Source organism: Streptomyces gilvus (genome assembly GCF_022513565.1).
GTDB classification, from domain to species: domain Bacteria; phylum Actinomycetota; class Actinomycetes; order Streptomycetales; family Streptomycetaceae; genus Streptomyces; species Streptomyces gilvus.
Map to the genome: position 1 here is coordinate 56847 of NZ_JAKWBE010000012.1, position 21504 is coordinate 78350.

The following is a 21504-nucleotide window of genomic DNA, read 5'->3' on the forward strand; positions in this document are numbered from 1 at the left end:
GGGCCGGGGACAGCCGCTCCTCCCCGGCCGAGATCACGGGGAGTCCCCACCCCGTGATGCCCGCCGGAAGCGAGGAAGCATCTGGGAGGTACGTACATGTCCGGGACGACCACGGCCGCAGCGCTGCGCCGTCGGGCGGCCGGGGCCGGTGCCAACCGCTGGGTCGTCCTCGTCGTGCTCTGTGTGAGCCTGCTGCTGGTCGCCGTGGACGCGACCGTGCTGCACGTCGCGGTCCCCGCGGTCACCGAGGACCTCAGGCCCGGCGCGATAGAGCTGCTCTGGATCGTCGACGTCTACCCCCTCGTCTGCGCCTCGCTGCTGATCCTCTTCGGCACGCTGGGCGACCGGGTCGGCCGCAGACGGATCCTGCTCCTCGGCTACGGCCTCTTCGGCATCGCCTCCGGCCTGGCGGCGCTCGCCCGGGACCCGCAGGTCCTCATCCTCGCCCGGGCGCTGCTCGGCGTCGGCGGCGCGATGATCATGCCGGCCACGCTGTCGATCCTGCGCCAGGTCTTCCCCGACCGGCGGGAACGGGCGCTGGCGATCGGCGTGTGGAGCGCGGTCGCCGCGGTCGGCGCGGCGGTCGGACCGCTGCTCGGCGGCTTCCTCCTCGAGCACTTCTGGTGGGGCTCGGTCTTCCTCGTCAACATCCCGCTGATGCTGGTCAGCCTGCCGGTGGGGCGGATGCTGCTGCCGGAGTCGCGGGGTTCGGGCGACGGGCCCTGGGACGTGGTGGGCGCGCTGATGGCCGCCGCCGGGCTCTTCGGGGTCGTGTTCGGGGTGAAGCGGCTCGGCGGCGGCGAGCCGGCGGCCAGCCCGTTCACCCTGGCCCCGCTGGTGGTGGGCGCGGTGCTGCTGGTGTTCTTCGTACGGCGGCAACGCCGGCGCGCGCATCCGCTGGTCGACCTCGGCATGTTCGCCCGTCCGGCGTTCAGCACGTCGGTGGGCTGCATCGTGCTGGCGATGCTCGCGCTGGTGGGCCTGGAGCTGATCGCGGCGCAGTATCTGCAGCTGGTGCTGGAGCTGTCGCCGCTCCAGACGGGGCTGCGGCTGCTGCCGCTGACCTTCGCGGCGATGGCCGCGGGGCTCGCCGGGGCGCGGATGCTGCACAGGTTCGGGCCGCGCCGGATGGTGTGCTTCGGGTTCTGTGTGACGGCCGGGGCGGTGCTGCTGTTGACGGTGATGGGCGCCGCCGACAACCCGGGCCTGCTGCTGTTCGGCTTCGTCCTGCTCGGCTTCGGGCTGGAGACGACGCTCTTCGGGGCGTACGAGTCGATGCTGAGCGAGGCCCCGCCGGCCCAGGCCGGTGGTGCGGCGGCCGTCGGGGAGACCTCGTACCAGCTGGGCGCGGGGATCGGGATCGCGCTGCTCGGCAGCGTCATGAACGCGGCGTACGCCCCCGGCCTGTCCTCCGTTCCCGGTGTCCCCGCCTCGGCGTCGGCCTCCGCGGCGCACTCGCTGGGCGAGGCGTACGACGTCGCCGGTCGTCTCGGCGGCCCGGTCGGCGTCGCCCTGCGCCGCGCGGCCCGGGACTCCTTCGTGCACGGACTGCATGTGACGCTGCTGGTCAGCGCGGGCCTGTTGCTGCTGGGCGCGGTGATGGCGCTGCGGCTGCCGCGGGTCATGCAGTGCGCGGAGGTCACGGCACCGGTGGAGCTGCCGGCGCCCCGGGAGGTCGCTCAGTCCCGCGTCTCCGCGTAGGCCGTCCGCTTCTTCACGTGAGTGAGAGTCGGTGCTGGCGTACGAGGGCACCGTCGAGATGCACCAGCTCGTGCTGGGCAAGGCGCTCACCGGGCTGGACGCCTTCCGGTGAACCCCGCGCGGGGGCAGGGCCGGTGAGCGGCCCTGCCTCAGCTCTGGTTGTAGAAACCGTTCTCGCGGCGCGCGGCCGGCTCGCCGCTGACGATCTCGGTGTTCGCCGGGGTCAGCAGGAAGACCCGGTTGGCGACCCGCTCGATGGTGCCGCGCAGGCCGAAGGTCAGCCCGGCCGCGAAGTCGACGACACGCTTGGCGTCGGTTGCCTCCATGGCCGTGAGGTTCACGATCACCGGGACGCCCTCACGGAACAGCTCGCCGATGGCGCGCGCGTCCCGGAAGCTGTCCGGGGTCACCGTGCCGATGCGGCGGCCCTTCTCCTCGGCGACGTCCGAGGCCACCTTGACCCGCGGGTCGGTGACCCAGGCATCCCCGGGCTGCTCGGTCCCTTCTGAGTAGTCGTCGTCGTAGTAACGCTCGTCGTCGTTGTCGTCGACGAGGCCGAGCCAGGCACTCGCTTTGCGTACCGATCCCATGGACGCCTCCTCTCACAGCGGTCTTTCTTGCTTTCCGCATCCCTATGGTCATCCATGATGCGGACGTCGCGCCAAGTGGATAGACGCCGCGCGGGGGGTTTGTGACGGTACTGGTGCACAGCGAATACGTCGAGAGCCCGGGTGCCCCAAGGGTCTTGATGTATGCGGCTGCTGACTGTGAGTGAAATATGATTCTTCGCGGCGTACGGGTGATGGACGGTGCGTCCGGGTGAAGGGCGATCGATACGATGCGGCAGCTCAGCGCCGCGCCAACGGCCAGGGAAGTCACACGCGTCACGGGGGATCACCATGTTCGGAATCGTCAGACCCTGCACTCATCGGCTCGGTGAGAATCTCAAGTCCCAGTGGATGGCGCACTTGTGCGGACTGTGTCTCGCGCTGCGCGGGGACCACGGACAGTTCGCTCGGGTCGTCACCAACTACGACGGGCTCCTCATATCCGTTCTGACGGAGGCTCAGGCGGAAAAGGCGGGCGCCTGGCGGCGTACGGCGGGCCCGTGCCCCTTGCGCGGGATGCGCACCGCCTCCGTCGCCCGGGGCGAGGGCGCGCGGCTCGCGGCCGCCGTCTCCCTGGTGCTCGCCTCGGCCAAGGTGCGCGACCATGTCGCCGACGGCGACGGGTTGCTGGCGCGAAGGCCGGTGGCGCTCGCGGCCCGCCGGGTCGCCGCGAGCTGGGGCGCGGCGGGGGCCCGTACGGGAGCCGACGTCGGCTTCGACACGGCCGTGCTGGTGGACGCCGTCGACCGGCAGCTCGGCATCGAGGCGCTCGCCGGACCGGGCACTCCGGTGCTCACGGTCACCGAGCCGACCGAGACCGCGACCGCCGCGGCCTTCGCCCACACGGCCGTTCTCGCAGGCAGGCCCCGCAACGCCGAGCCGCTCGCCGAGGCCGGGCGGCTGTTCGGGCGGCTCGCGCATCTGCTGGACGCCGTGGAGGACAGGGCAGCTGACGCCGCGTCGGGTGCCTGGAACCCGCTCACCGCGACCGGGACCCCGCTCACCGAGGCGCGACGGCTCGCGGAGGACGCGCTGCACGGGATCCGGCTCGCGCTGCGGGAGGTGGAGTTCGCTGACGGGAAGCTCGCGCACCGGCTGCTCGTGCACGAACTGCGCGCCTCCGTCGACCGCGCCTTCGGTACGGCGTCCTGCGCGCACCGCTCGACGCCCACGCTCGCGGGACCGTACGCGCCGCCCGGCTCTCCCGGCGGGCCGCCGCCCGAGCCGCCCCGGCGCGACCGGCGCGGACTGCTCGCGGGGTGCGCGGTGTGGGCGGGGCTCGCCTGCACCTGCCAGGTGTGCTGCGGCGAGTACGAGGACCCGTGGAGCCGTGAGCGCAGGGACGGACTGTGCCGGGACGCGGAGTGCTCCGACTGCGGGGACTGCGCGGACTGCTGCAACTGCTGCCAGTGCTGCGGGGAGTGCGACGGATGCGACTGCTGTGACTGCGGCTGTGACTGCGGTTGCTGAACCGGCTACCGACCGTGGCGTATACGGGTTGCGCGGGATCCGGCGGCCACCTGGTGTTTTCCGGAGATCCTGTTTCCGGGACGTAAAACAAAAACATGATCCGGTGACCGTCGCCTCGTGAGGGTCGTTGGGCGGGGGCAGAACAGTTTCTTCCTCTCTCCCGACCGGCCCCTCATATAAGGCATTTCCGTGGACGTCACAGCAAGCGTCACATCCCGAGCGACCACCAGCATCCGCACCAGACTGCTGAGGATCCTGATCCTCGCCCTGGCCGTCCTGCTGGCGCTGCTCGGGCTCGCCGCCGCCGAGCAGATCTCCGCCTACCGCAACGCATCCGCCACCGAGGACAACGCACGCCTGGAGATCACCCTCCAGGGCCTCGTCCACGAGCTGCAGAAGGAACGCGGCCTCACCACCGGATACGTCGGCGGCGTCTGGCAGTTCAGGGCCAAGCTGCCCGCCCAGCGCGAGGCCACCGACACCGCCCGCACCGCGCTCGACAAGGCGCTGAAGGGCCGTGGCGACCGCGCCGCCGACTCCGTGCGCGAGTCGCTCGGACGGCTCGACGGATTCGCCGGCATCCGCGGGCACGCGGACGACCACACCGGCGTCGTGAAGGACACCTTCGACTACTTCACCACCACCATCACCGTCCTCGACCGGCTCGACCTCGGCCTCGACGAGGTCCATGACGGCACCCTGCGCGACGCCTACCAGTCGCTGCAGACCCTCGGCAACGCCAAGGAGTTCACCGGCGAGGAGCGCGCCATCGTGCTCGGCTCGGTGCGCGGCGGGACGTTCCACGGCGAGGACTACAGCCGATTCCTGCAGATCCGGGCCGGCCGGCTCGCCGCCCTCGCCGCGTTCCCGCGCTCGGCCACCGCCGACCAGGAACGGCGCCTGGACGCGGCCCTGACCACCCCGGACGCCGAGCGCATGCTGGCGTACGAGAGCACCGCGGTGCACGGCGGCGGACGGCTCGGCTCCCGCGCCATTCCGCCGATGGCCTGGTGGGACGCGACGACCTCCACCATCAACGGACTGCGCCAGGTGCAGGTCTCGCTCGGCACCGACGTCGAGAACCGCGCCGCCGAGCTGGAGAGCGCCGCCCAGCGCGACCTGCTGCTGTTCGCGCTGCTCGCCCTCGGCACCGTCGCGGCCCTCGGCGCCCTCGCCCTCGACTGTGTACGGTCCGTCTCCGCGCCGCTCGTCGAACTCGCCCAGCAGGCCCGGGAGATGGCCGGCCAACGACTGCCGCGCGCCGTCGCCGCCGTACAGAACGCCGAATCCGGGGACACTCCCGAACCACCCGCCCCACTGACCCTCCCCGGCAGGGCGGGCGCCGAGGTGCGCGAGGTGGCCGAGGCCTTCGACCGCGTCCAGCGCGCCGCCTTCGACCTCGCCACCGAACAGGCCGTGCTGCGCCGCAACGCCACCGACTCCCTGGTCAGCCTGGGCCGCCGCAACCAGAACCTGGTCCGCCGGCAGATCAGCTTCATCAACAAGCTGGAGCACGAGGACGCCGACCCGGCCACCCTGGGCAACCTCTTCGAACTCGACCACCTCGCCACCCGGATGCGCCGCAACGCCGAGAGCCTGTTGGTGCTCGCCGGCGAGTCCAGCCCCCGCCCCTGGGCCACCCCGCTCGCCCTCACCGACGTACTGCGCGCCGCGCTCTCCGAGGTCGAGGAGTACCGCCGGGTCACCCTGCGGCGGATCGAGCCCGCGCACATCACCGGCTCCGTCGTCGCCGAAGTCGCCCATCTGCTCGCCGAGCTGGTCGAGAACGCGCTCAGCTTCTCGCCACCCGACTCCGACGTCGAGGTCGAGGGCCGGCGCACCAGCGCCGGATACCTGGTCGCGATCGTCGACCACGGGTTCGGCATGGACGCCCAGGCGCTCGCCGAGGCCAACGTACGGCTGTCCGGCACCGCGAGCTTCATGGCCGAACCCACCCGGTTCCTCGGTCACTTCGTGGTCGGCGCCCTCGCCCGCAAGTGCGGCATCGAGGTACGGCTCGGGGAGGCGCCGGCGGCCGGCGTGGTCGCCCGGGTGCTGATCCCGACCTCCCTGCTCACGGAGGCCCCGCGCAAGAAGGGGGCGGACAAGACGCCGGACAAGGCGGTGCTGCCCGCACCGCGCAAGGAGACGGAGATGCCGGCCGCCGAGCCGGTCACCGTGGCGGCGGAAGCGAAGCCGAAGAGCGTGGACCAGAAAAGGAACGAGAACCGGGACGAGGGCCGCGGCGCCGGCGTGAAGGGCGGCACCTCCGCCGCCCGTACCCGCAACGGGCTCGTCAAGCGGCCCCGGCGCAGCGCGATCGCGGACGCCGTCAGCGAGACGGACCGGCCGCGGCGGCCGGCGCCCGCCGGGCCGGCCGCCGACCGGAGCCCCGAGGAGATCTCCGGGATGCTCTCCACCCTGCGCAGCGCCCATATGCGGGGCGGGATCAGCGTGGAGAAGGAGAAGAAGCAGGACCGGCAGCGGTCCGCCGAACAGGGTGAGGGTGACGCCGAATGACCACCGTGGACGCCCACAACGACTCGCAGACCTTCAACTGGCTGCTCGCCAACTTCGTCCGGAGCACCGACGGGGTACGGGACGCGGTCGCCGTCTCCTCCGACGGACTGCTGATCGCCGTGTCCGACGGGCTCGGGCGGACCGAGGCCGACCATCTCGCGGCGATCGTGTCGGGGCTGAGCAGCCTGGCGCGCAGCGCGTCCAAGCGGTACGGCTTCGACGGGGTCAAGCTCATCATGATCGAGATGGGCCGCGGATTCCTGCTCGTCTCCGCGATCCGGGACGGCAGCTGTCTCGGGGTGCTCGCCGACAGCAGCGGTGAACTGGGCCTGGTCGGCTATGAGATGGCGGTGCTCGCGGAGCGGGCGGGTGATCTGCTCACGCCCACCCTCATCGCCGATCTGCGGCAGGCGTTGCCGCGGTGAACGGCGAACTCCCCATGGACGTAGAACCGGTTGAGGACGCGACCTTCGTCCGGCCGTTCATCATCACCGGCGGCCGGGCCGAGCCGCTCCGGGCGGACCTTCGGCTGGAGACGCTGGTCGTGGCCGTCGGTGCGCCCGACGAGACGCTGACCTTTGAACGGCGGCACATCGTCGCGGTGTGCGAGCAGCCGACGACGGTCGCGGAGGTGGCGTCACGGGTCGGCGTGCCGCTCGGCGTGGCCAAGGTGCTCGTGTCCGACCTCGTCGTCGCGGGTCAGCTGACCTGCCGGCAACCCGCGGAGCTGCCGCTCCAGACGCTGGAAAGGATCAGGGACCATGTCCGGGCGCTCTGACAGGACCGTGCCCCTCGCCGTGAAGATCGTGGTGAGCGGGGGACTCGGGGTCGGGAAGACCACGTTCATCGGGGCGATCTCGGAGATCGAGCCGCTGGACACGGAGGCCGCGATCACCCAGGTCTCGGTGGGCGTCGACTCGCTGGACGGGGTCGAGTCGAAGACGACCACCACGGTGGCCCTGGACTTCGGACGGATCACCCTGGACCCGACGATCGCCCTGTACCTGTTCGGGACGCCCGGGCAGGACCGCTTCTCGTTCCTCTGGGACGACCTGGTGGAGGGCGCCCTGGGGACGGTCGTCCTCGCGGACACCCGGCGCATCGAGGAGTGTTTCCCGGCGGTGGACTACTTCGAGTCGCAGGGAGCGCCGTTCGTGCTGGCCGTGAACCGCTTCGACGGGGCGGAGCGGTTCGAACTGGAGGAAGTGCGCGAGGCACTGGGGCTGGGCGGTGACGTGCCGGTGCTGGAGTGCGACGCACGGGAGCGTTCTTCCGTGCGCGATGTGCTGGGCGCTCTGATGGATCGGGTGATCGGGGTCCGGGCCACGCCCAGGAGGCGGGCCACGATGGTGCGTTAGCGGCCGGCCGCGAAGAACACGAGGTGTTGGCGGCCGGCCGTGAGAAGCACGAACGTGTCAGCGGCCGACCGTGAAAAGCACGAGGGGAGGGGTGTGCGTGTGAAGGCGGAGGGAGGAGACGAGGGGCGCCGGGCAGGGCGGTCGGCTCAACAGGAACAGGACCACACGCGACCGAAGTCGATGTGGGAGCGCTTGACCAGCCACTGCTGTGGATGCATGGAGCAAGTGGAACAGGCATCCGGTTCCGCGTCAACTGAGATGAGACGTGCGGCTCATATGCTGGACGGCCTTGACAGTGACGGGAAACGGCCCCGTAGAGTCGACGGACGGTCCTGCTGAGGGGCTCGGCCGTACTGCGCCCTGCCGCGCATCGTGTGAAGGCACCACCGTGTTCCACCTACGTCGCGGAGCCTTCGCATGTCCTCCGACACCCTTGTCGCATTCCCCGCCGAGCCCGCGCGGCACTCCCTGGTGATCGTGGGGGCCGGGCCGCGGGGGACCGGTCTGATCGAGCGGATCGCCGCCAACGCCCCCGAACTGTACGGCGGTTCGGGCCTGGACATCCATCTCGTCGACCCGCATCCGCCCGGCGCCGGACGGATCTGGCGCGCCGCGCAGTCGCCGCTGCTGTGGATGAACTCGCACGCCGAGGACGTCACCATGTTCACCGACGAGACGGTGGCCATGGAGGGCCCGGTGCGCGAGGGCCCCACACTGCACGAGTGGGCCGGCATCGACGGCGCCGTATTCGCGGACCGGCAGCTGCAGGGCTCCTATCTGCGCTGGGTGCACGAACAGGCCGTCGCCGCGCTGCCCCCGGACGTGACCGTCCATCACCACCCGCGGCGAGCCCTGCGGATCGGCGGTCCGCGCGAGGGACGCCAGCAGGTGTGGCTGGAGGGCCTCTCCAGCCCCCTCCCGGCCGACCTGGTGGTGCTGGCCATCGGCCATCTCGACGCGGAACTCGACGAACAGCAACGCGAGTTGGCCGACTACGCGCGGGAACACGGGCTGGTGCACCTGCCGCCCGACTTCACCGCCGACAGCGATCTCTCCGCGCTCGAACCCGGCGAACCGGTCCTGGTCCGCGGGTTCGGGCTGGCCTTCGTCGACCTGATGGTGCTGCTCACCGAGGGGCGGGGCGGGCGGTACGAGGGCGACACCTATGTGCCGTCCGGGCGGGAACCGCTGCTGTACGTCGGATCGCGGCGCGGGGTGCCGTACCACTCCAAGATCGGCTACGACTGGAGCGGTGAACGGCCGCCGCTGCCGCGGTTCTTCGGGCCCGGCGAGGTCGGCGAACTGCTCGCGCGGCCGGGCGGGTTCGACTTTCGGCGGGACGTGTGGCCGCTGGTGGAGAAGGAGTTGGGGTTCGCCCACTACCACCGGCTGTTCACCGTGCATCCCGAGCGGGCCGCGATGTCCTGGGCCGACTTCGAGGAGAAGTACGCGGCCGGGAGCGGCGCGGAGATCCAGGCGCTGGTCGCGGCCGCCGTGCCCGATCCCGCCGACCGGCTGGACCTCGCCGCGCTCGACCGGCCCCTGGAGGGGGTGCGGTACGGGTCGCTGGAGGAGTTCCAGGAGGGGCTGCGCGGATATGTCGAGCAGGACCTGAGCAGACGTCACGACCCGCGGTACAGCCCCGACCTGTCCGTCTTCCTGGCGCTGCTGTCCGTCTACGGGCAGCTGATCCGGCTCGGTGACATCGGGCCCTGGTGGCACGGGTTCTTCAGCTATCTGGCCTCCGGTCCGCCCGGGCCCCGGCTGCGGCAGATGCTGGCGCTCTCCCGGGCCGGGGTACTGAAGTTTCTGGGCGCCGACATGACCGTCACCGCGGAGGACGGGGTGTTCCGGGCGGCCAGTGCCACCGTGCCGGGCGCCGTCGTCGAGGCGCGGGCGCTGGTCGAGGCGCGGCTGCCGGAGCCCACCGTCGGGCGGGCGCGGGACACGCTGCTGCGCGAGCTGCAGGCCGACGGGGCCGCCGAGACGGCGGACGGGCTGCTGCGGGTCGATCCCGGCGACGGACGGATCCTCGACCGCGCCGGGCGACCGCACCCCCGGCGCTTCGCGCTCGGCCCCTACACCGACGGCCGCACCCCGGGCGCCTTCACCCGCCCGCGCACGGGCGGACCCGCGTTCCGCCAGAACGACGCGACGGCCCGGGCGGCGCTGCGCTTCCTGGCCGAACTGGGCTCCCGGGCGGCGGCGTGACGGCCGGCTCCTCCTCGGCGGCGTGACGTCCCGGGTGTCATCCCTGCGCGCACATGTGGGTCCCTCCTCTCAGGGTTCTCCGAAAGGCTCCTTTACATGACCTCATCGCACGGCCGGGGGCGGTTGCACCTGGCCGCCGCTCTCGATCAGCCGACGGTGTTCGACGCCGGTCCGTACGTCGAGCTGGCGCGGCTCGCCGAGCGGGGCGGGCTGGACTTCGTGACGCTCGGCGACACCTTCGCCCGGCCCGGACCCGACGCGCTCGCCGTCCTGTCCCGGGTCGCGCCCGCCACCAGCCGCGTCGGCCTGGTCCCCACCGTCACCACCACGCACACCGAGCCCTTCCACGTCCAGGCCGCCGTCGCCACCCTCGACTGGGTCAGCCGGGGCCGGGCCGGCTGGCGGATCGACGTGTCGGCCACCGAGGGCGAGGCCCGTCTCTTCGGCCGCCGGCACGCCGCTCCCGCCGAGGAGCTGTGGCGCGAGGCCGGCGAAGTGGCCGACGTGGCCGCCAGGTTGTGGGACAGCTGGGAGGACGACGCCGAGATACGGGACGTGGCCACCGGCCGCTTCATCGACCGCGACAAGCTGCACCACATCGACTTCGAGGGCGCCGGCTTCTCCGTGAGGGGCCCCTCGATCGTGCCGCGCCCCCCGCAGGGCCATCCCGTCCGTGTGGTCGACGCGACCGAAGGGCAGGCCCGGCGCACCGCGGCCCGGTACGCCGACGTGGTCCTCGTACGCGCCGCGAGCGCCGCGCAGGCCGCCGCCGTACGCGATCAACTGCGCGCCGCGGCCGCCGAGTCCGGGCGCGATCCCGACACCCTGCGCGTCCTCGCGAGCCTGCTCGTCGACCTCGGGGACGGGGAGCACGCGGCCGAGCCGGGGCATGGCGGAGGCGGCCCTCGGCAGACCGCGCAGGGCCCGCTGTACCGCGGCGGTCCGGTGGACCTCGCCGAACTGGTCGCCGCCTGGCACACCGACGGTGTCGTCGACGGCTTCCACCTCACGCCCGTCGAACCGCGCCGTGACCTGGAGCGGCTCGTCAACGGCACGGTGGCGCTGCTCCAGCACCGCGGGCTGTTCCGCACCTTCTATCCGGGCAGCACGCTCCGGGAGCACCTGGGCCTGGCCAGGCCCGCCAACCGGTACGCCGTGACAGGGGGAGCGTCAGCGTCATGACCGTACGGTCTCGCAAGGAGATCCATCTGGCGGCCCACTTCCCCGGCGTCGACAACACCACCGTGCGGGCGGATCCGCGGTCGCGGTCGCAGATCGACCTCTCGTCCTTCGAGCACCTCGCCCGCACCGCCGAACGCGGCCTGTTCGACTTCTTCTTCCTCGCCGAGGGACTGAGACCGCGCGAGCACAAGGACCGCATCCACGACCTGGACGTGGTGGGACGCCCCGAGTCGCTCACCGTGCTGGGCGCCCTCGCGGGGGTGACCGAGCGCCTCGGGCTCGCCGCCACCGTCAACGCCACCTTCAACGAGCCCTACGAACTCGCCCGCAGATTCGCCACGTTGGACCACCTCAGCGGCGGCCGGGCCGGCTGGAACGTGGTGACCTCCTCCGACGCCTTCACCGGCGAGAACTTCCGCCGCGGCGGCTTCCTCGACCGGGCCGAGCGGTATACGCGGGCCGCCGAGTTCGTCGAGGTGGCCCGGACGCTGTGGGACTCGTGGACGCCGGACGGCGTCAGCCGGCCGTTCGCCCACCGCGGGCGGCACTTCGACATCGCGGGCGAGTTCACCGTGCCGCGCTCGCCGCAGGGGCATCCGGTCGTCATCCAGGCGGGGGACTCGGGCGAGGGGCGGGAGTTCGCCGCCGCCACTGCCGACGTGGTCTTTTCCGGCTGGGGGTCCGGGGGTTGTCCCCCGGGACGGCACGGCACTCGGTACGGTTCGCTGGAGGCGGGGCGTGCCTTCTACGCCGATGTGAAGCGCCGCCTGGCCAAGTACGGCCGGGAACCGGGGGACTTGAAGATCATGCCCGGCGTCGGTGTCGTCCTCGGCGACACCGCCGCCGAGGCGCAGGAGAGGGCCACCGAGATCCGGCGGCAGCAGGTCTCCCCGCAGAACGCGATCCTCGCCCTGGAGCAGATCTGGGGCGTCGACCTGTCGGCGTACGACCCCGACGGGCCACTCCCCGAGATCGACCCGGTGGCCGACTCGGTGATCACCCAGGGGCGGACTCGGCGCGGCGACACGGTCGTGATCGCCGAGAAATGGCGTGCCCTCTCCAAGGAGAAGGGACTGTCGATCCGGGAGACCGTGATCGAGGCGGGCGCCCGGCAGTCCTTCATCGGGACCCCGGACGCGGTCGCCGCCGAGCTGGAGGAGTTCGTGCGGCGGGATGCCGCCGACGGCTTCATCCTCCTGCCGCATCTCACCCCGGGCGGACTGGACGAGTTCGTGGACCGGGTGGTGCCGCTGCTCCAGGAGCGCGGGGTGTTCCGCACGGAGTACCGGGGTTCGACGCTCCGCTCCCATCTCGGGCTGGAACGCCCAGAGGATCGAGGGCGATCCGGACGGTCGACTTCCGGACATCCGTCGAATCCGGACGACAGACGTGGACGTGGCGCTCGGTGCGGTGAGCGGCGGCGGGTCGTGTCGGGGCGCGAAGAGGCGTGAGGAGCACGGGACTTCGACCTCGGTGCCGCAACGCGCCGCCTCCTGGGCAGCGAGGCCACGGCCGCGCCGAACCAGGGCGTGCCTGGCCAAAACGCATGGTTCGTTCACAGGTTGACGGCCGAAAGGCGCCCTTGCGGCTACCGGTCGTTCGGCCGAATACTCCCCGACAAGCGCTTGTCAGGGGCACGGCTTGTCCGGAACCCGGACGATCATGCCTCGGGCTGCGCCTCACGGGGCCCCGACCCCACGCGGGCCCCCCGACTTCCCCTTGGGAGGAACGAACGTGAGGATCAAGCGCACAACCCCCCGCAGCGGCATTTCGAGACGGACCCGGCTGATCGCCGTCACCACCGGTCTCGTGGCCGCCGCAGCGATCGCGGTCCCCAGCGCGAACGCGTCCGAGTCCCCCACCTTCAGCGCGAGCGCGCTCAAGAACGCGGACGCCTCGGTGCTCAAGGCCGACGTCCCCGGCACCGCCTGGGCCGTCGACAGCAAGACCAACCGTGTCCTGGTCACCGTCGACAGCACGGTCTCCAAGGCCGAGATCGCCAAGATCAAGCGCGAGGCCGGCGCCAACGCCGGGGCCCTCACCATCAAGCGCTCGGCCGGGCAGTTCAAGCCGCTGATCTCCGGCGGCGACGCCATCTACGGCGGACAGTACCGCTGCTCCCTGGGCTTCAACGTGCACAGCGGGAGCACCTACTACTTCCTGACCGCCGGCCACTGCGGTGAGGTCGCCTCCACCTGGTACTCCAACTCCAGCCACTCCACGGTGCTCGGCACCAACGTGGGCTACAGCTTCCCGGGCAACGACTTCGCGCTGGTGCGCTACACCAACTCCTCCGTCTCGCACCCGAGCACGGTCGGCAGCCAGACCATCACCAGCGCGGCCACGCCGAGCGTGGGCACGACCGTGTACCGCCGTGGATCGACCACCGGTACGCACAGCGGGCGGGTCACCGCGCTGAACGCCACCGTCAACTACGGCAGCGGTGACGTCGTCTACGGTCTGATCCAGACCACGGTGTGCGCCGAGGGCGGCGACAGCGGTGGTCCGCTGTACGGCGGCAGCGTGGCGTACGGGCTGACCTCCGGTGGCAGCGGCAACTGCAGCTCCGGCGGTACGACCTTCTTCCAGCCGGTGACCGAGGCGCTGAGCTACTACGGCGTGAGCATCGGCTGACGTCATCCGCCTTCGGGTGGCCCCCGTATGCAACCAGTGTGCGGGGGCTCCCTCTTGTTCGGGTGGCGGAGTTACCTTCGGAGTACAGGTAGCGCTCAGTCCCCTGGGGGCCGACATGCTCGAGGCGCTGGTGGCGGCGGGAGTGACCCTCGCGTCAGCCGGAGTGGTGTACGTGATGGCGGCGGCGCGGGTCGTCAAGCAGTACGAACGCGGAGTGGTGTTCCGGCTGGGCAGACTGCGGGACGAGGTGCGCGGGCCGGGGTTCACGATGATCGTGCCGTTCGTGGACCGGCTGCAGAAGGTCAACATGCAGGTCGTGACGATGCCGGTGCCCGCGCAGGAGGGGATCACCCGGGACAACGTCACCGTGCGGGTGGACGCCGTCGTGTACTTCAAGGTGACCGGGCCCGCGGAGGCCGTGGTGCGGGTCGAGGACTACCGGTTCGCTGTGGCGCAGATGGCTCAGACCTCGTTGCGGAGCATCATCGGCAAGAGTGAGCTGGACGATCTGCTGTCCAGTCGGGAGAAATTGAATCAGGGGCTGGAGTTGATGATCGACAGTCCGGCGGTCGAGTGGGGGGTGACGATCGACCGGGTCGAGATCAAGGACGTCTCGTTGCCGGAGACCATGAAGCGGTCGATGGCTCGGCAGGCCGAGGCGGACCGGGAGCGGCGGGCCCGGGTCATCAACGCGGACGCGGAGTTGCAGGCGTCGAAGAAGCTGGCCGAGGCGGCGCAGCAGATGGCGGACACGCCGGCCGCGTTGCAGTTGCGGTTGCTGCAGACGGTGACCGCGGTGGCGGCCGAGAAGAACTCGACGCTGGTGCTGCCGTTCCCGGTGGAGTTGCTGCGGTTCCTGGAGAAGGCGCAGCAGCAGGGGGTGCCGCCGCAGGTTGCGGCGCAGCCTGTGCAGGAGCAGTTGCCTCCGGCGGGCGGGGAGTCCGGGGCGGGGGGTGGCTGAGGTTCGATGCCCGGTGCCTGCGGCGCCTGTGCGGGTTCGGTGGGGGCTTGCGTAGCGCCTACGGTCTGGTGTGGGTCGGGGCTGGGGCGGGGGGTGTCCGTCTTCGGTCGGGCGGTGCTGGTGGCTATGCGGTGCTGTTTGTTGACGCCCGACGCTGCGGGCGGACACCCCCCGCCCCGTCCCCTTCCCGCCGTCGGCGTGTGGGGTTCGCGGCACCGTGGGCGTACGGCGGCACCTGTGGGCGGCTGGTCAGGTCGGGTGGCGTAGGCCCGCGATGAGCAGTGCGACCATGTGGCGTGCGTCGTAGCGGGGGTCGGTCTCGGCGCCGACGCAGAGGTTTCCGATGCCGCGCATGAGGTGGTAGGCGTCGATGCCGGAGCGGATCTCGCCTGAGGCGTCGGCGGCTTCGACGAGGTGGGCGCACACCGGCAGGAGCCGGTCGAGGAAGAGGGCGTGGAGCGTCTCGAAGCCGGTGCTGTCGCCCTGCATCGCGGCTGCGAGGCCGTGTTTGGTGACGAGGAAGTCGACGAAGAGGTCGGCCCACTTCCCCAGGGCGGCATAGGGGGTGGGGCCGGCCGCCAGGAGGGTGGGGCCGGCTTCGGCGCAGGCGTCGATCTGGTGGCGGTAGACGGCGACCACGAGGTCCGCCCGGGTGGGGAAGTGGCGGTAGATGGTGGCCACCCCGACGCCGGCCTTGGCCGCGATGTCGCGCACCGGCGCGTCCACGCCCGAGGCCACGAAGACCGCGGCGGCCGCGTCCAGCAGTGCCTGCTGGTTGCGCCGGGCGTCCTTGCGATTCGACCTGGCTGAGCTTCCCGGGCTCTTGCCCTCGTCGTTCACCGCAGCACTCCTTCGACGACCGATCTTGTAAAACGGAACGGAGTTCCGTATCGTTGTGGAACAACGTTCCGTTTCATTCATGATGGCAGAACGGCTGGCCTGCGGCCAACCGCTGCCCGTTGAAAGGCACCTCCATGTCCGAATCCAAGACCGCGCCCACCACCGTGGTGTCCGTGCGGCCGGTTGTTCTGTCCGCCCCGGGGCGCGGTGAGGATCTCCAGGTCCGTGTGTCCGCCCCCGCCGGCGGTGGTGATCTGCCCGTCATCGTCTTCTCGCACGGCTTCGGCTGGTCCATGGACGGGTACCTCCCGTTGGCGCACTACTGGGCCGCGCAGGGCTTCGTGGTCGTCCAGCCCACCCATCTGGACTCCAGGACGCTCGGTCTTCCCCCCGAGGACCCCCGTACGCCGCGGATCTGGCGCATCCGTGTCGAGGACCTCACGCGCGTGCTGGACGGGCTCGACGTCATCGAAGCCGCCGTGCCGGGCCTCGCCGGGCGTCTCGACCGGGACCGTGTCGCCGTGGCCGGGCACTCCTGGGGTGCCCAGACGGCGAGCGCGCTGCTGGGTGCGCGCGTCCTCGGCGCCGACGGCAAGCCCGGCGAGGACATGTCCGACCCCCGGGTGAAGGCGGGTGTGCTGCTCGCGCTGACCGGCCTGGGTGACACCCTGACCCCGTTCGCCGCCGAGCACTTCCCCTTCATGAGGCCGTCCTTCGACACCATGACCACTCCGGCCCTGATCGTCGCCGGGGACAGGGATCAGTCCCTGCTCTCCACGCGCGGGCCGGACTGGTTCGTTGATCCTTATACCTACAGCCCGGGCGACAAGAGTCTGCTCACGCTGTTCGGGGGCGAGCACTCGCTCGGCGGCATCTCCGGGTACGGGGTCGCCGAGACGACGGACGAGAATCCTGCGCGCGTCGCTCTGATTCAGCGGCTCGGTTCGGCCTATCTGCGCAGTGCCCTCCATCCCGGGGACAACGGCTGGAAGGCGGCGGTCGCCGCGCTGGCGGAGGATCCCGAAGCGCTGGGCGCGCTGCAGAGCAAGTGACGCTCGTCGGCGTTTTCGCAGGTGGCGGGGGCTCGAACGGTAATCGCACAAGCGTTCTGATTTTGGTCTATGGTGGAGGTGGGACGGTCGGGAACTGATGTTCGATAGCGGGAGGTGCGGGTGCCGGGCTTCACTCATCTGCACACCGCCTCCGGGTTCTCCCTGCGGTACGGCGCCTCGCACCCGGAGCGGCTGGCCGAGCGCGCCTCCGAGCGGGGGATGGACGCCCTCGCCCTCACCGATCGCGACACCCTCGCCGGTGCTGTCCGGTTCGCCAAGGCCTGTGCGGGGGCGGGGGTGCGGCCGCTGTTCGGGGTGGAACTGGCGGTGGGGGGAGCGGAGCCCGAGCCAGGGGGAGGGGGGCGGCGCCGCAATCCTGTGCGTGGCGGGTCCTTTGTCGATGAGTCGATGCCTCGGGTCGTCTATCTGGCGCGCGAGGGGGCTCGGGGCTGGGCGGATCTGTGCCGGCTGGTCACGGCGGCGCATGCGGGGGCAGGTCAGCCCCTGCTGGCCTGGGCGGACAACCACGCCGACGGGGTGACCGTCCTGCTCGGTCCCGCCTCCGACGTCGGACGGGCCCTTGCCGCCGGGCGGCCCGACCGTGCGGCCCGGCTGCTCGCGCCCTGGCGGGAGGTCTACGGGGACGCCCTGCGCCTCGAGGTCGTCTGGCACGGGCGTGAGGGCACCGGGGCCGGGTCGCTGCGGCTGGCCGCCCGCACCCTGGGCTTCGCCGCCGAGCAGCGGGTCCGGCCGGTGCTCGGCAACGCCGTCCGTTATGCCGACCGCGGGCTCGGGCCGGTCGCCGACGTCCTGGACGCGGCTCGGCGGCTCGTCCCGATCGACCCCAGGAAGGGGCTGGACTCGGGGGAGGCCTGGCTCAAGGGCGCGGACGAGATGTTGCGCGGGGCGGAGCGGATCGTCGAGGCGGCGGGGTACCGGCGGGAGACCGCCCACCGGCTGCTGGAGCAGACGCAGTCCGTGGCCGCCGAGTGCCTGGTGGATCCCGAGGACGACCTGGGCATGGGGACGGTCCACTTCCCCGAGGCGCACCTCGTCGGCGCGGGACGCCGTACCGCTCAGCGGGCGCTGGCCTCCCGGGCGGCGGCGGGCATGGTGCTGCGCGGTTACGCGGACCGGCGTGACTACTGGGAGCGGATGCACCATGAGCTGGACATCATCGGTCATCACGGCTTCGCGTCCTATTTTCTGACGGTTGCTCAGGTCGTGGACGACGTAAGGGAGATGGGGGTTCGTGTTGCCGCTCGCGGGTCCGGGGCCGGGTCGTTGGTGAACCATCTGCTGGGTATCGCGAACGCCGATCCGATCGAGCACGGGCTGCTGATGGAGCGCTTCCTGTCCAAGGAGCGGGTCGTGCTGCCCGACATCGACATCGATGTGGAGTCCGCGCGGCGGCTGGAGGTCTACCGGGCGATCATCGGCCGGTTCGGCGAGGAGCGGGTCGCCACGGTCGCGATGCCGGAGACCTACCGGGTGCGGCACGCGATCCGGGACGTGGGCGCCGCCCTGTCCATGGATCCGGACGAGATCGACCGGATCGCCAAGTCCTTCCCGCACATCCGGGCGCGCGACGCCCGGGCGGCGCTGGAGGAACTGCCCGAGCTCAAGGCGCTGGCGGGGGAGAAGGAGAGGCACGGGCGGCTCTGGGAGCTGGTCGAGGCTCTTGACGCCCTTCCGCGCGGGGTGGCCATGCATCCGTGCGGGGTGCTGCTGTCGGACGCGTCCTTGCTGAGCCGTACGCCGGTCATGCCCACCAGCGGCGAGGGGTTTCCCATGGCGCAGTTCGACAAGGACGACGTGGAGGATCTCGGGCTGCTCAAGCTGGACGTGCTGGGTGTGCGGATGCAGTCGGCCATGGCGCACGCGGTCGCCGAGGTGGAGCGGGCGACGGGGGAGCGGATCGACCTGGACGGGCTGGCGGGGGGTGACCCGGCCACGTACCGGCTCATCCGGTCCGCCGAGACGCTGGGGTGCTTCCAGATCGAGTCGCCGGGGCAGCGGGATCTGGTGGGGCGGCTGCAGCCGAGTACGTTTCACGATCTGGTGGTGGACATCTCGCTGTTCCGGCCCGGGCCCGTCGCCGCCGACATGGTGCGGCCGTTCATCGAGGCCCGGCACGGACGGGCGCCCGTCCGGTATCCGCATCCGGATCTGGAGGAGCCGCTGCGGGGCACCTACGGGGTGGTCGTCTTTCACGAGCAGATCATCGACATCGTCGCGATCATGGCGGGCTGTGGGCGCGGGGAGGCGGACCGGGTGCGGCGCGGGCTGTCCGACCCGGAGTCGCAGGGGCGGATCAAGGTGTGGTTCGCCCAGTGCGCGGCGGCCAACGGGTATGACGGAGAAACGATTCGGCGGACCTGGGAGATCGTCGAGGCGTTCGGTAGCTACGGCTTCTGCAAGGCGCACGCGGTGGCCTTCGCCGTCCCGACGTACCAGTCGGCCTGGCTGAAGGCCCATCATCCGGCCGCCTTCTATGCGGGGCTGCTCACGCACGATCCCGGGATGTACCCGAAGCGGCTGTTGCTGGCGGACGCGCGACGGCGGGGGGTGCCGGTACTGCCGTTGGATGTGAACAAGTCGGCGGTCGCACACCGGATCGAACTGGTGTCTGAATCTGATGGGGTGTGGGGACTGCGGCTGGCGCTCTGCGATGTGTACGGCATCAGCGAGGCCGAGGCCGCGCGGATCGAGGAAGGGCAGCCGTACGCCTCGCTGCTGGACTTCTGGGAGCGGGCGCGGCCCAGCCGGCCGCTCGCGGGACGGCTCGCCCAGGTCGGGGCCCTGGACGCGTTCGGCGCCAACCGGCGTGATCTGCAGCTGCACCTGACCGAGCTGCAGCGCGGGGCACGGGGCGCGGGCGGCGGCCAACTGCCCCTGGCCGGCGGGCGGAAGACCGCGCCCGCCGGGCTGCCGGATCTGTCGGAGGCGGAGAAGCTCAGCGCCGAGCTGGGGGTGCTGTCGATGGACGCCTCGCGCAACCTGATGGACGATCACCGGGTCTTCCTGGACGAGCTGGGCGTGGTGTCGGCGCGGCGGCTGCGGGAGGCGCGGCACGGGGAGACCGTGCTGGTCGCGGGGGCCAAGGCGGCGACCCAGACACCGCCGATCCGGTCCGGCAAGCGGGTCATCTTCTCCACGCTGGACGACGGGACGGGCCTGGTCGATCTCGCCTTCTTCGACGACTCCCACGACGCGTGCGCCCACACCGTCTTCCACTCCTGGCTGCTGCTGGTGCGCGGGGTCGTGCAGCGGCGTGGGCCGCGCAGTCTGAGCGTGGTGGGTTCCGCCGCCTGGAACCTCGCCGAACTGGTCGAACTGCGTGCCGAGGGCGGCCTCGACGAGGTGGCGAAGCGGCTGGCGGAGCCGGCGCCGGAAGGGGCGGGCGGCGATCCGGCGCGGGGCCGGCGCATCCAGCTGCCCACCGGATACGAACTCAACCCGTGGGCCGATCTGCGCCCGGCGGGTCAGGAGCCTTCGCAGGTACGGAAGTTGTGGCACCAGAGTCCGGGGAGTGCGGGATGACCATCGTGTGCGTACGTTTCCAGCTGCCGCCTCAGGCCGAGACGGCCCTGCCCGGGCTGCTCGGGCTGCTGGAGGAGTTCACCCCGGTCGTGGAGGCGCTGCCGCCGGATGCGGCGCTGGCCGATCTGCGGGGCGCCGAGCGGTACTTCGGGCGCGGGGCGGTCGAACTGGCGTCGGTGATCCGGGTACGTGCCCTCGCGCTGTACGGGGTCGACTGTGTGATCGGCGCCGGGCCGGGGCCGATGCTGGCCCGGGTGGCGCTGGGGGCCGCCCGGCCCGGGGTGACCTGCGAGGTTCCCGGTGATCCGGAGGGCATCGCGGAGTTCCTCGCGGACCTGCCGGTGGGCGCGCTTCCCGGCGTGGGCACGGCGACCGCCCGCACCCTGTCCGAGTACGGCCTCGACACCCTGGGGCGGGTCGCCGCCGCGCCGCTGTCCACGCTCCAGCGGCTGGTCGGCGCGCGGACGGGCCGTGAACTGCACGAGAAGGCGAACGGCGTCGACCGCGGCCGGGTCGTCCCGAACGGCGTCTCCCGCTCTCTCGCCACCGAACGTCCCTTCGAGCGAGACGAACTGGACCCGGACCGGCACCGCCGCGCCCTCCTGTCGGCCGCCGAGGAACTGGGCGCCCGCCTCCGCGCCCTGGACAAGGTCTGCCGCACCCTCACCCTCACGGTCCGCTACGCCGACCGTTCCTCGACGACCCGCACCCGGACTCTGAAGGAACCCACCGCGCACTCGGCCGCCCTGACCAGGACGGCGTACGGCATGTACGAGGCCCTCGGCCTGCAACGCGCCCGGGTCCGCGCCCTCGCCCTGCGCGCCGAGTCCCTCACCCCCGCCGACCAGGCCTCCTACCAGCTCACCTTCGACCCGGTCGACGAGAAGGTCCGCCGCATCGAGCAGACCGCGGACCGGATCAGGGCGAAGTTCGGCCCGGGGGCGGTGATCCCGGGCGCGCTGGTGGCATGACCGTTCAGTTCGCCCACGGCGGGGTGATGCGGGTGCCGTCGGCCAGTTCCGCCTCCAGGCCGATGGACGTGGTGACCCAGGAGATCGCGGTCTGATCGGTGGGGTTCTCGACGCCCAGGGTCGCGCCGGGGTTGATGATCACGGTGTCGCCCGCGGATACGCGGTCGGTGCGGCCGTCGAGGGTGATCAGGAGTTCGCCGACGAGGAGATGGAAGATCTCCTCGCGGGTCACGGCGTGGACGGGGGCCCTGGTGCCCGGGGGGATCTCGCCGCGCCAGGCGCACAGCTCCTTGCTCCCGGTGAGGGGGCTCGCGTACGAGACGAAGCGGGCGCCGTGGATCTCGTGGGTGACGGCTTCGGACGTGCGGATGACGGGCATGGGTGCCTCTCCGGTCGGGTGCCGATCATATGGTCAAGCGGCTTGACCATATTGCTCGCCTCTATGGTCAAGCC

16 protein-coding genes and 1 pseudogene are annotated in these 21504 nt (G+C 71.7%); 14 read left to right on the forward strand and 3 right to left on the reverse strand.

The genetic code is table 11. The features are described 5' to 3' along the window. Nucleotides 1–96: 96 nt before the first annotated feature. A complete protein-coding gene (locus MKW14_RS19845; RefSeq protein ID WP_240864073.1) occupies nucleotides 97–1701 on the forward strand; it encodes an MFS transporter in 1605 nt (534 codons plus the stop codon). Nucleotides 1702–1850: 149 nt separating this feature from the next. On the opposite strand, the gene MKW14_RS19850 is transcribed toward MKW14_RS19845, so the two are convergent. After that, nucleotides 1851–2291, reverse strand: a complete 441-nt coding sequence (locus MKW14_RS19850) for a cell division protein SepF (RefSeq protein ID WP_240864075.1) — start codon at nucleotides 2289–2291, stop codon at nucleotides 1851–1853. A gap of 309 nt (nucleotides 2292–2600) precedes the next feature. Between MKW14_RS19850 and MKW14_RS19855 the strand changes: the two genes are divergently transcribed. The 10 genes and pseudogenes from MKW14_RS19855 (at nucleotide 2601) to MKW14_RS19900 (ending at nucleotide 14645) form a co-directional block, all read left to right on the forward strand. Beyond that, nucleotides 2601–3779 carry a DUF5685 family protein gene (locus MKW14_RS19855; RefSeq protein WP_240864076.1) on the forward strand — a complete coding sequence of 393 codons (1179 nt, stop codon included), beginning with the start codon at nucleotides 2601–2603 and terminating at the stop codon, nucleotides 3777–3779. A gap of 189 nt (nucleotides 3780–3968) precedes the next feature. Continuing rightward, on the forward strand, nucleotides 3969–6299 hold the full coding sequence (locus tag MKW14_RS19860) for a sensor histidine kinase (RefSeq protein ID WP_240864079.1): 2331 nt from the start codon (nucleotides 3969–3971) through the stop codon (nucleotides 6297–6299). Next, complete coding sequence (locus tag MKW14_RS19865; protein ID WP_208785709.1) at nucleotides 6296–6724, forward strand: roadblock/LC7 domain-containing protein; 429 nt, start codon at nucleotides 6296–6298, stop codon at nucleotides 6722–6724. Before MKW14_RS19860 ends, MKW14_RS19865 begins: the two co-directional genes overlap by 4 nt. Before the next feature lie 14 nt (nucleotides 6725–6738). Next, nucleotides 6739–7077 carry a DUF742 domain-containing protein gene (locus tag MKW14_RS19870; protein ID WP_240864081.1) on the forward strand — a complete coding sequence of 113 codons (339 nt, stop codon included), beginning with the start codon at nucleotides 6739–6741 and terminating at the stop codon, nucleotides 7075–7077. Beyond that, a complete protein-coding gene (locus MKW14_RS19875) occupies nucleotides 7061–7657 on the forward strand; it encodes a GTP-binding protein (RefSeq protein ID WP_240864083.1) in 597 nt (198 codons plus the stop codon). The genes MKW14_RS19870 and MKW14_RS19875 overlap by 17 nt, the downstream gene beginning before the upstream one ends. A 417-nt stretch (nucleotides 7658–8074) precedes the next feature. Then, entirely contained in the window at nucleotides 8075–9868 is a 1794-nt protein-coding gene (locus MKW14_RS19880; RefSeq protein WP_240864085.1) for an FAD/NAD(P)-binding protein, read from the forward strand. Between the two features lie 96 nt (nucleotides 9869–9964). Then, a complete protein-coding gene (locus MKW14_RS19885) occupies nucleotides 9965–11050 on the forward strand; it encodes an LLM class flavin-dependent oxidoreductase (protein WP_240864087.1) in 1086 nt (361 codons plus the stop codon). Further along, a pseudogene (locus tag MKW14_RS19890) lies at nucleotides 11047–12390 on the forward strand (NtaA/DmoA family FMN-dependent monooxygenase); the annotation flags it as partial. The gene MKW14_RS19885 and the pseudogene MKW14_RS19890, both read left to right, overlap by 4 nt. A gap of 394 nt (nucleotides 12391–12784) precedes the next feature. Then, complete coding sequence (locus MKW14_RS19895; RefSeq protein ID WP_240864090.1) at nucleotides 12785–13684, forward strand: S1 family peptidase; 900 nt, start codon at nucleotides 12785–12787, stop codon at nucleotides 13682–13684. A 115-nt stretch (nucleotides 13685–13799) separates the two neighbouring features. After that, the gene (locus MKW14_RS19900) at nucleotides 13800–14645 is read left to right on the forward strand and encodes a slipin family protein (protein WP_240864092.1); all 846 of its coding nucleotides are present in this window, start codon (nucleotides 13800–13802) and stop codon (nucleotides 14643–14645) included. A 249-nt stretch (nucleotides 14646–14894) separates the two neighbouring features. Here MKW14_RS19900 and MKW14_RS19905 read toward each other — a convergent pair whose 3' ends face one another. After that, nucleotides 14895–15485 carry a TetR/AcrR family transcriptional regulator gene (locus tag MKW14_RS19905; RefSeq protein ID WP_240864094.1) on the reverse strand — a complete coding sequence of 197 codons (591 nt, stop codon included), beginning with the start codon at nucleotides 15483–15485 and terminating at the stop codon, nucleotides 14895–14897. 134 nt (nucleotides 15486–15619) lie between these two features. On the opposite strand from MKW14_RS19905, the gene MKW14_RS19910 reads away from it, so the two are divergent. From MKW14_RS19910 to MKW14_RS19920, 3 genes are all read left to right on the forward strand, one after another. Next, nucleotides 15620–16537: an alpha/beta hydrolase family protein gene (locus MKW14_RS19910; RefSeq protein ID WP_240864095.1), complete on the forward strand. Its 918-nt coding sequence runs from the start codon at nucleotides 15620–15622 to the stop codon at nucleotides 16535–16537. A 120-nt stretch (nucleotides 16538–16657) separates the two neighbouring features. Beyond that, nucleotides 16658–20080, forward strand: coding sequence for a DNA polymerase III subunit alpha (locus tag MKW14_RS19915; RefSeq protein ID WP_240864098.1), 3423 nt, complete (start codon nucleotides 16658–16660; stop codon nucleotides 20078–20080). Further along, nucleotides 20077–21051: a DNA polymerase Y family protein gene (locus MKW14_RS19920; RefSeq protein WP_240864099.1), complete on the forward strand. Its 975-nt coding sequence runs from the start codon at nucleotides 20077–20079 to the stop codon at nucleotides 21049–21051. Before MKW14_RS19915 ends, MKW14_RS19920 begins: the two co-directional genes overlap by 4 nt. Nucleotides 21052–21055: 4 nt before the next feature. On the opposite strand, the gene MKW14_RS19925 is transcribed toward MKW14_RS19920, so the two are convergent. Then, a complete protein-coding gene (locus tag MKW14_RS19925) occupies nucleotides 21056–21430 on the reverse strand; it encodes a cupin domain-containing protein (RefSeq protein WP_240864101.1) in 375 nt (124 codons plus the stop codon). Nucleotides 21431–21504: the final 74 nt, after the last annotated feature.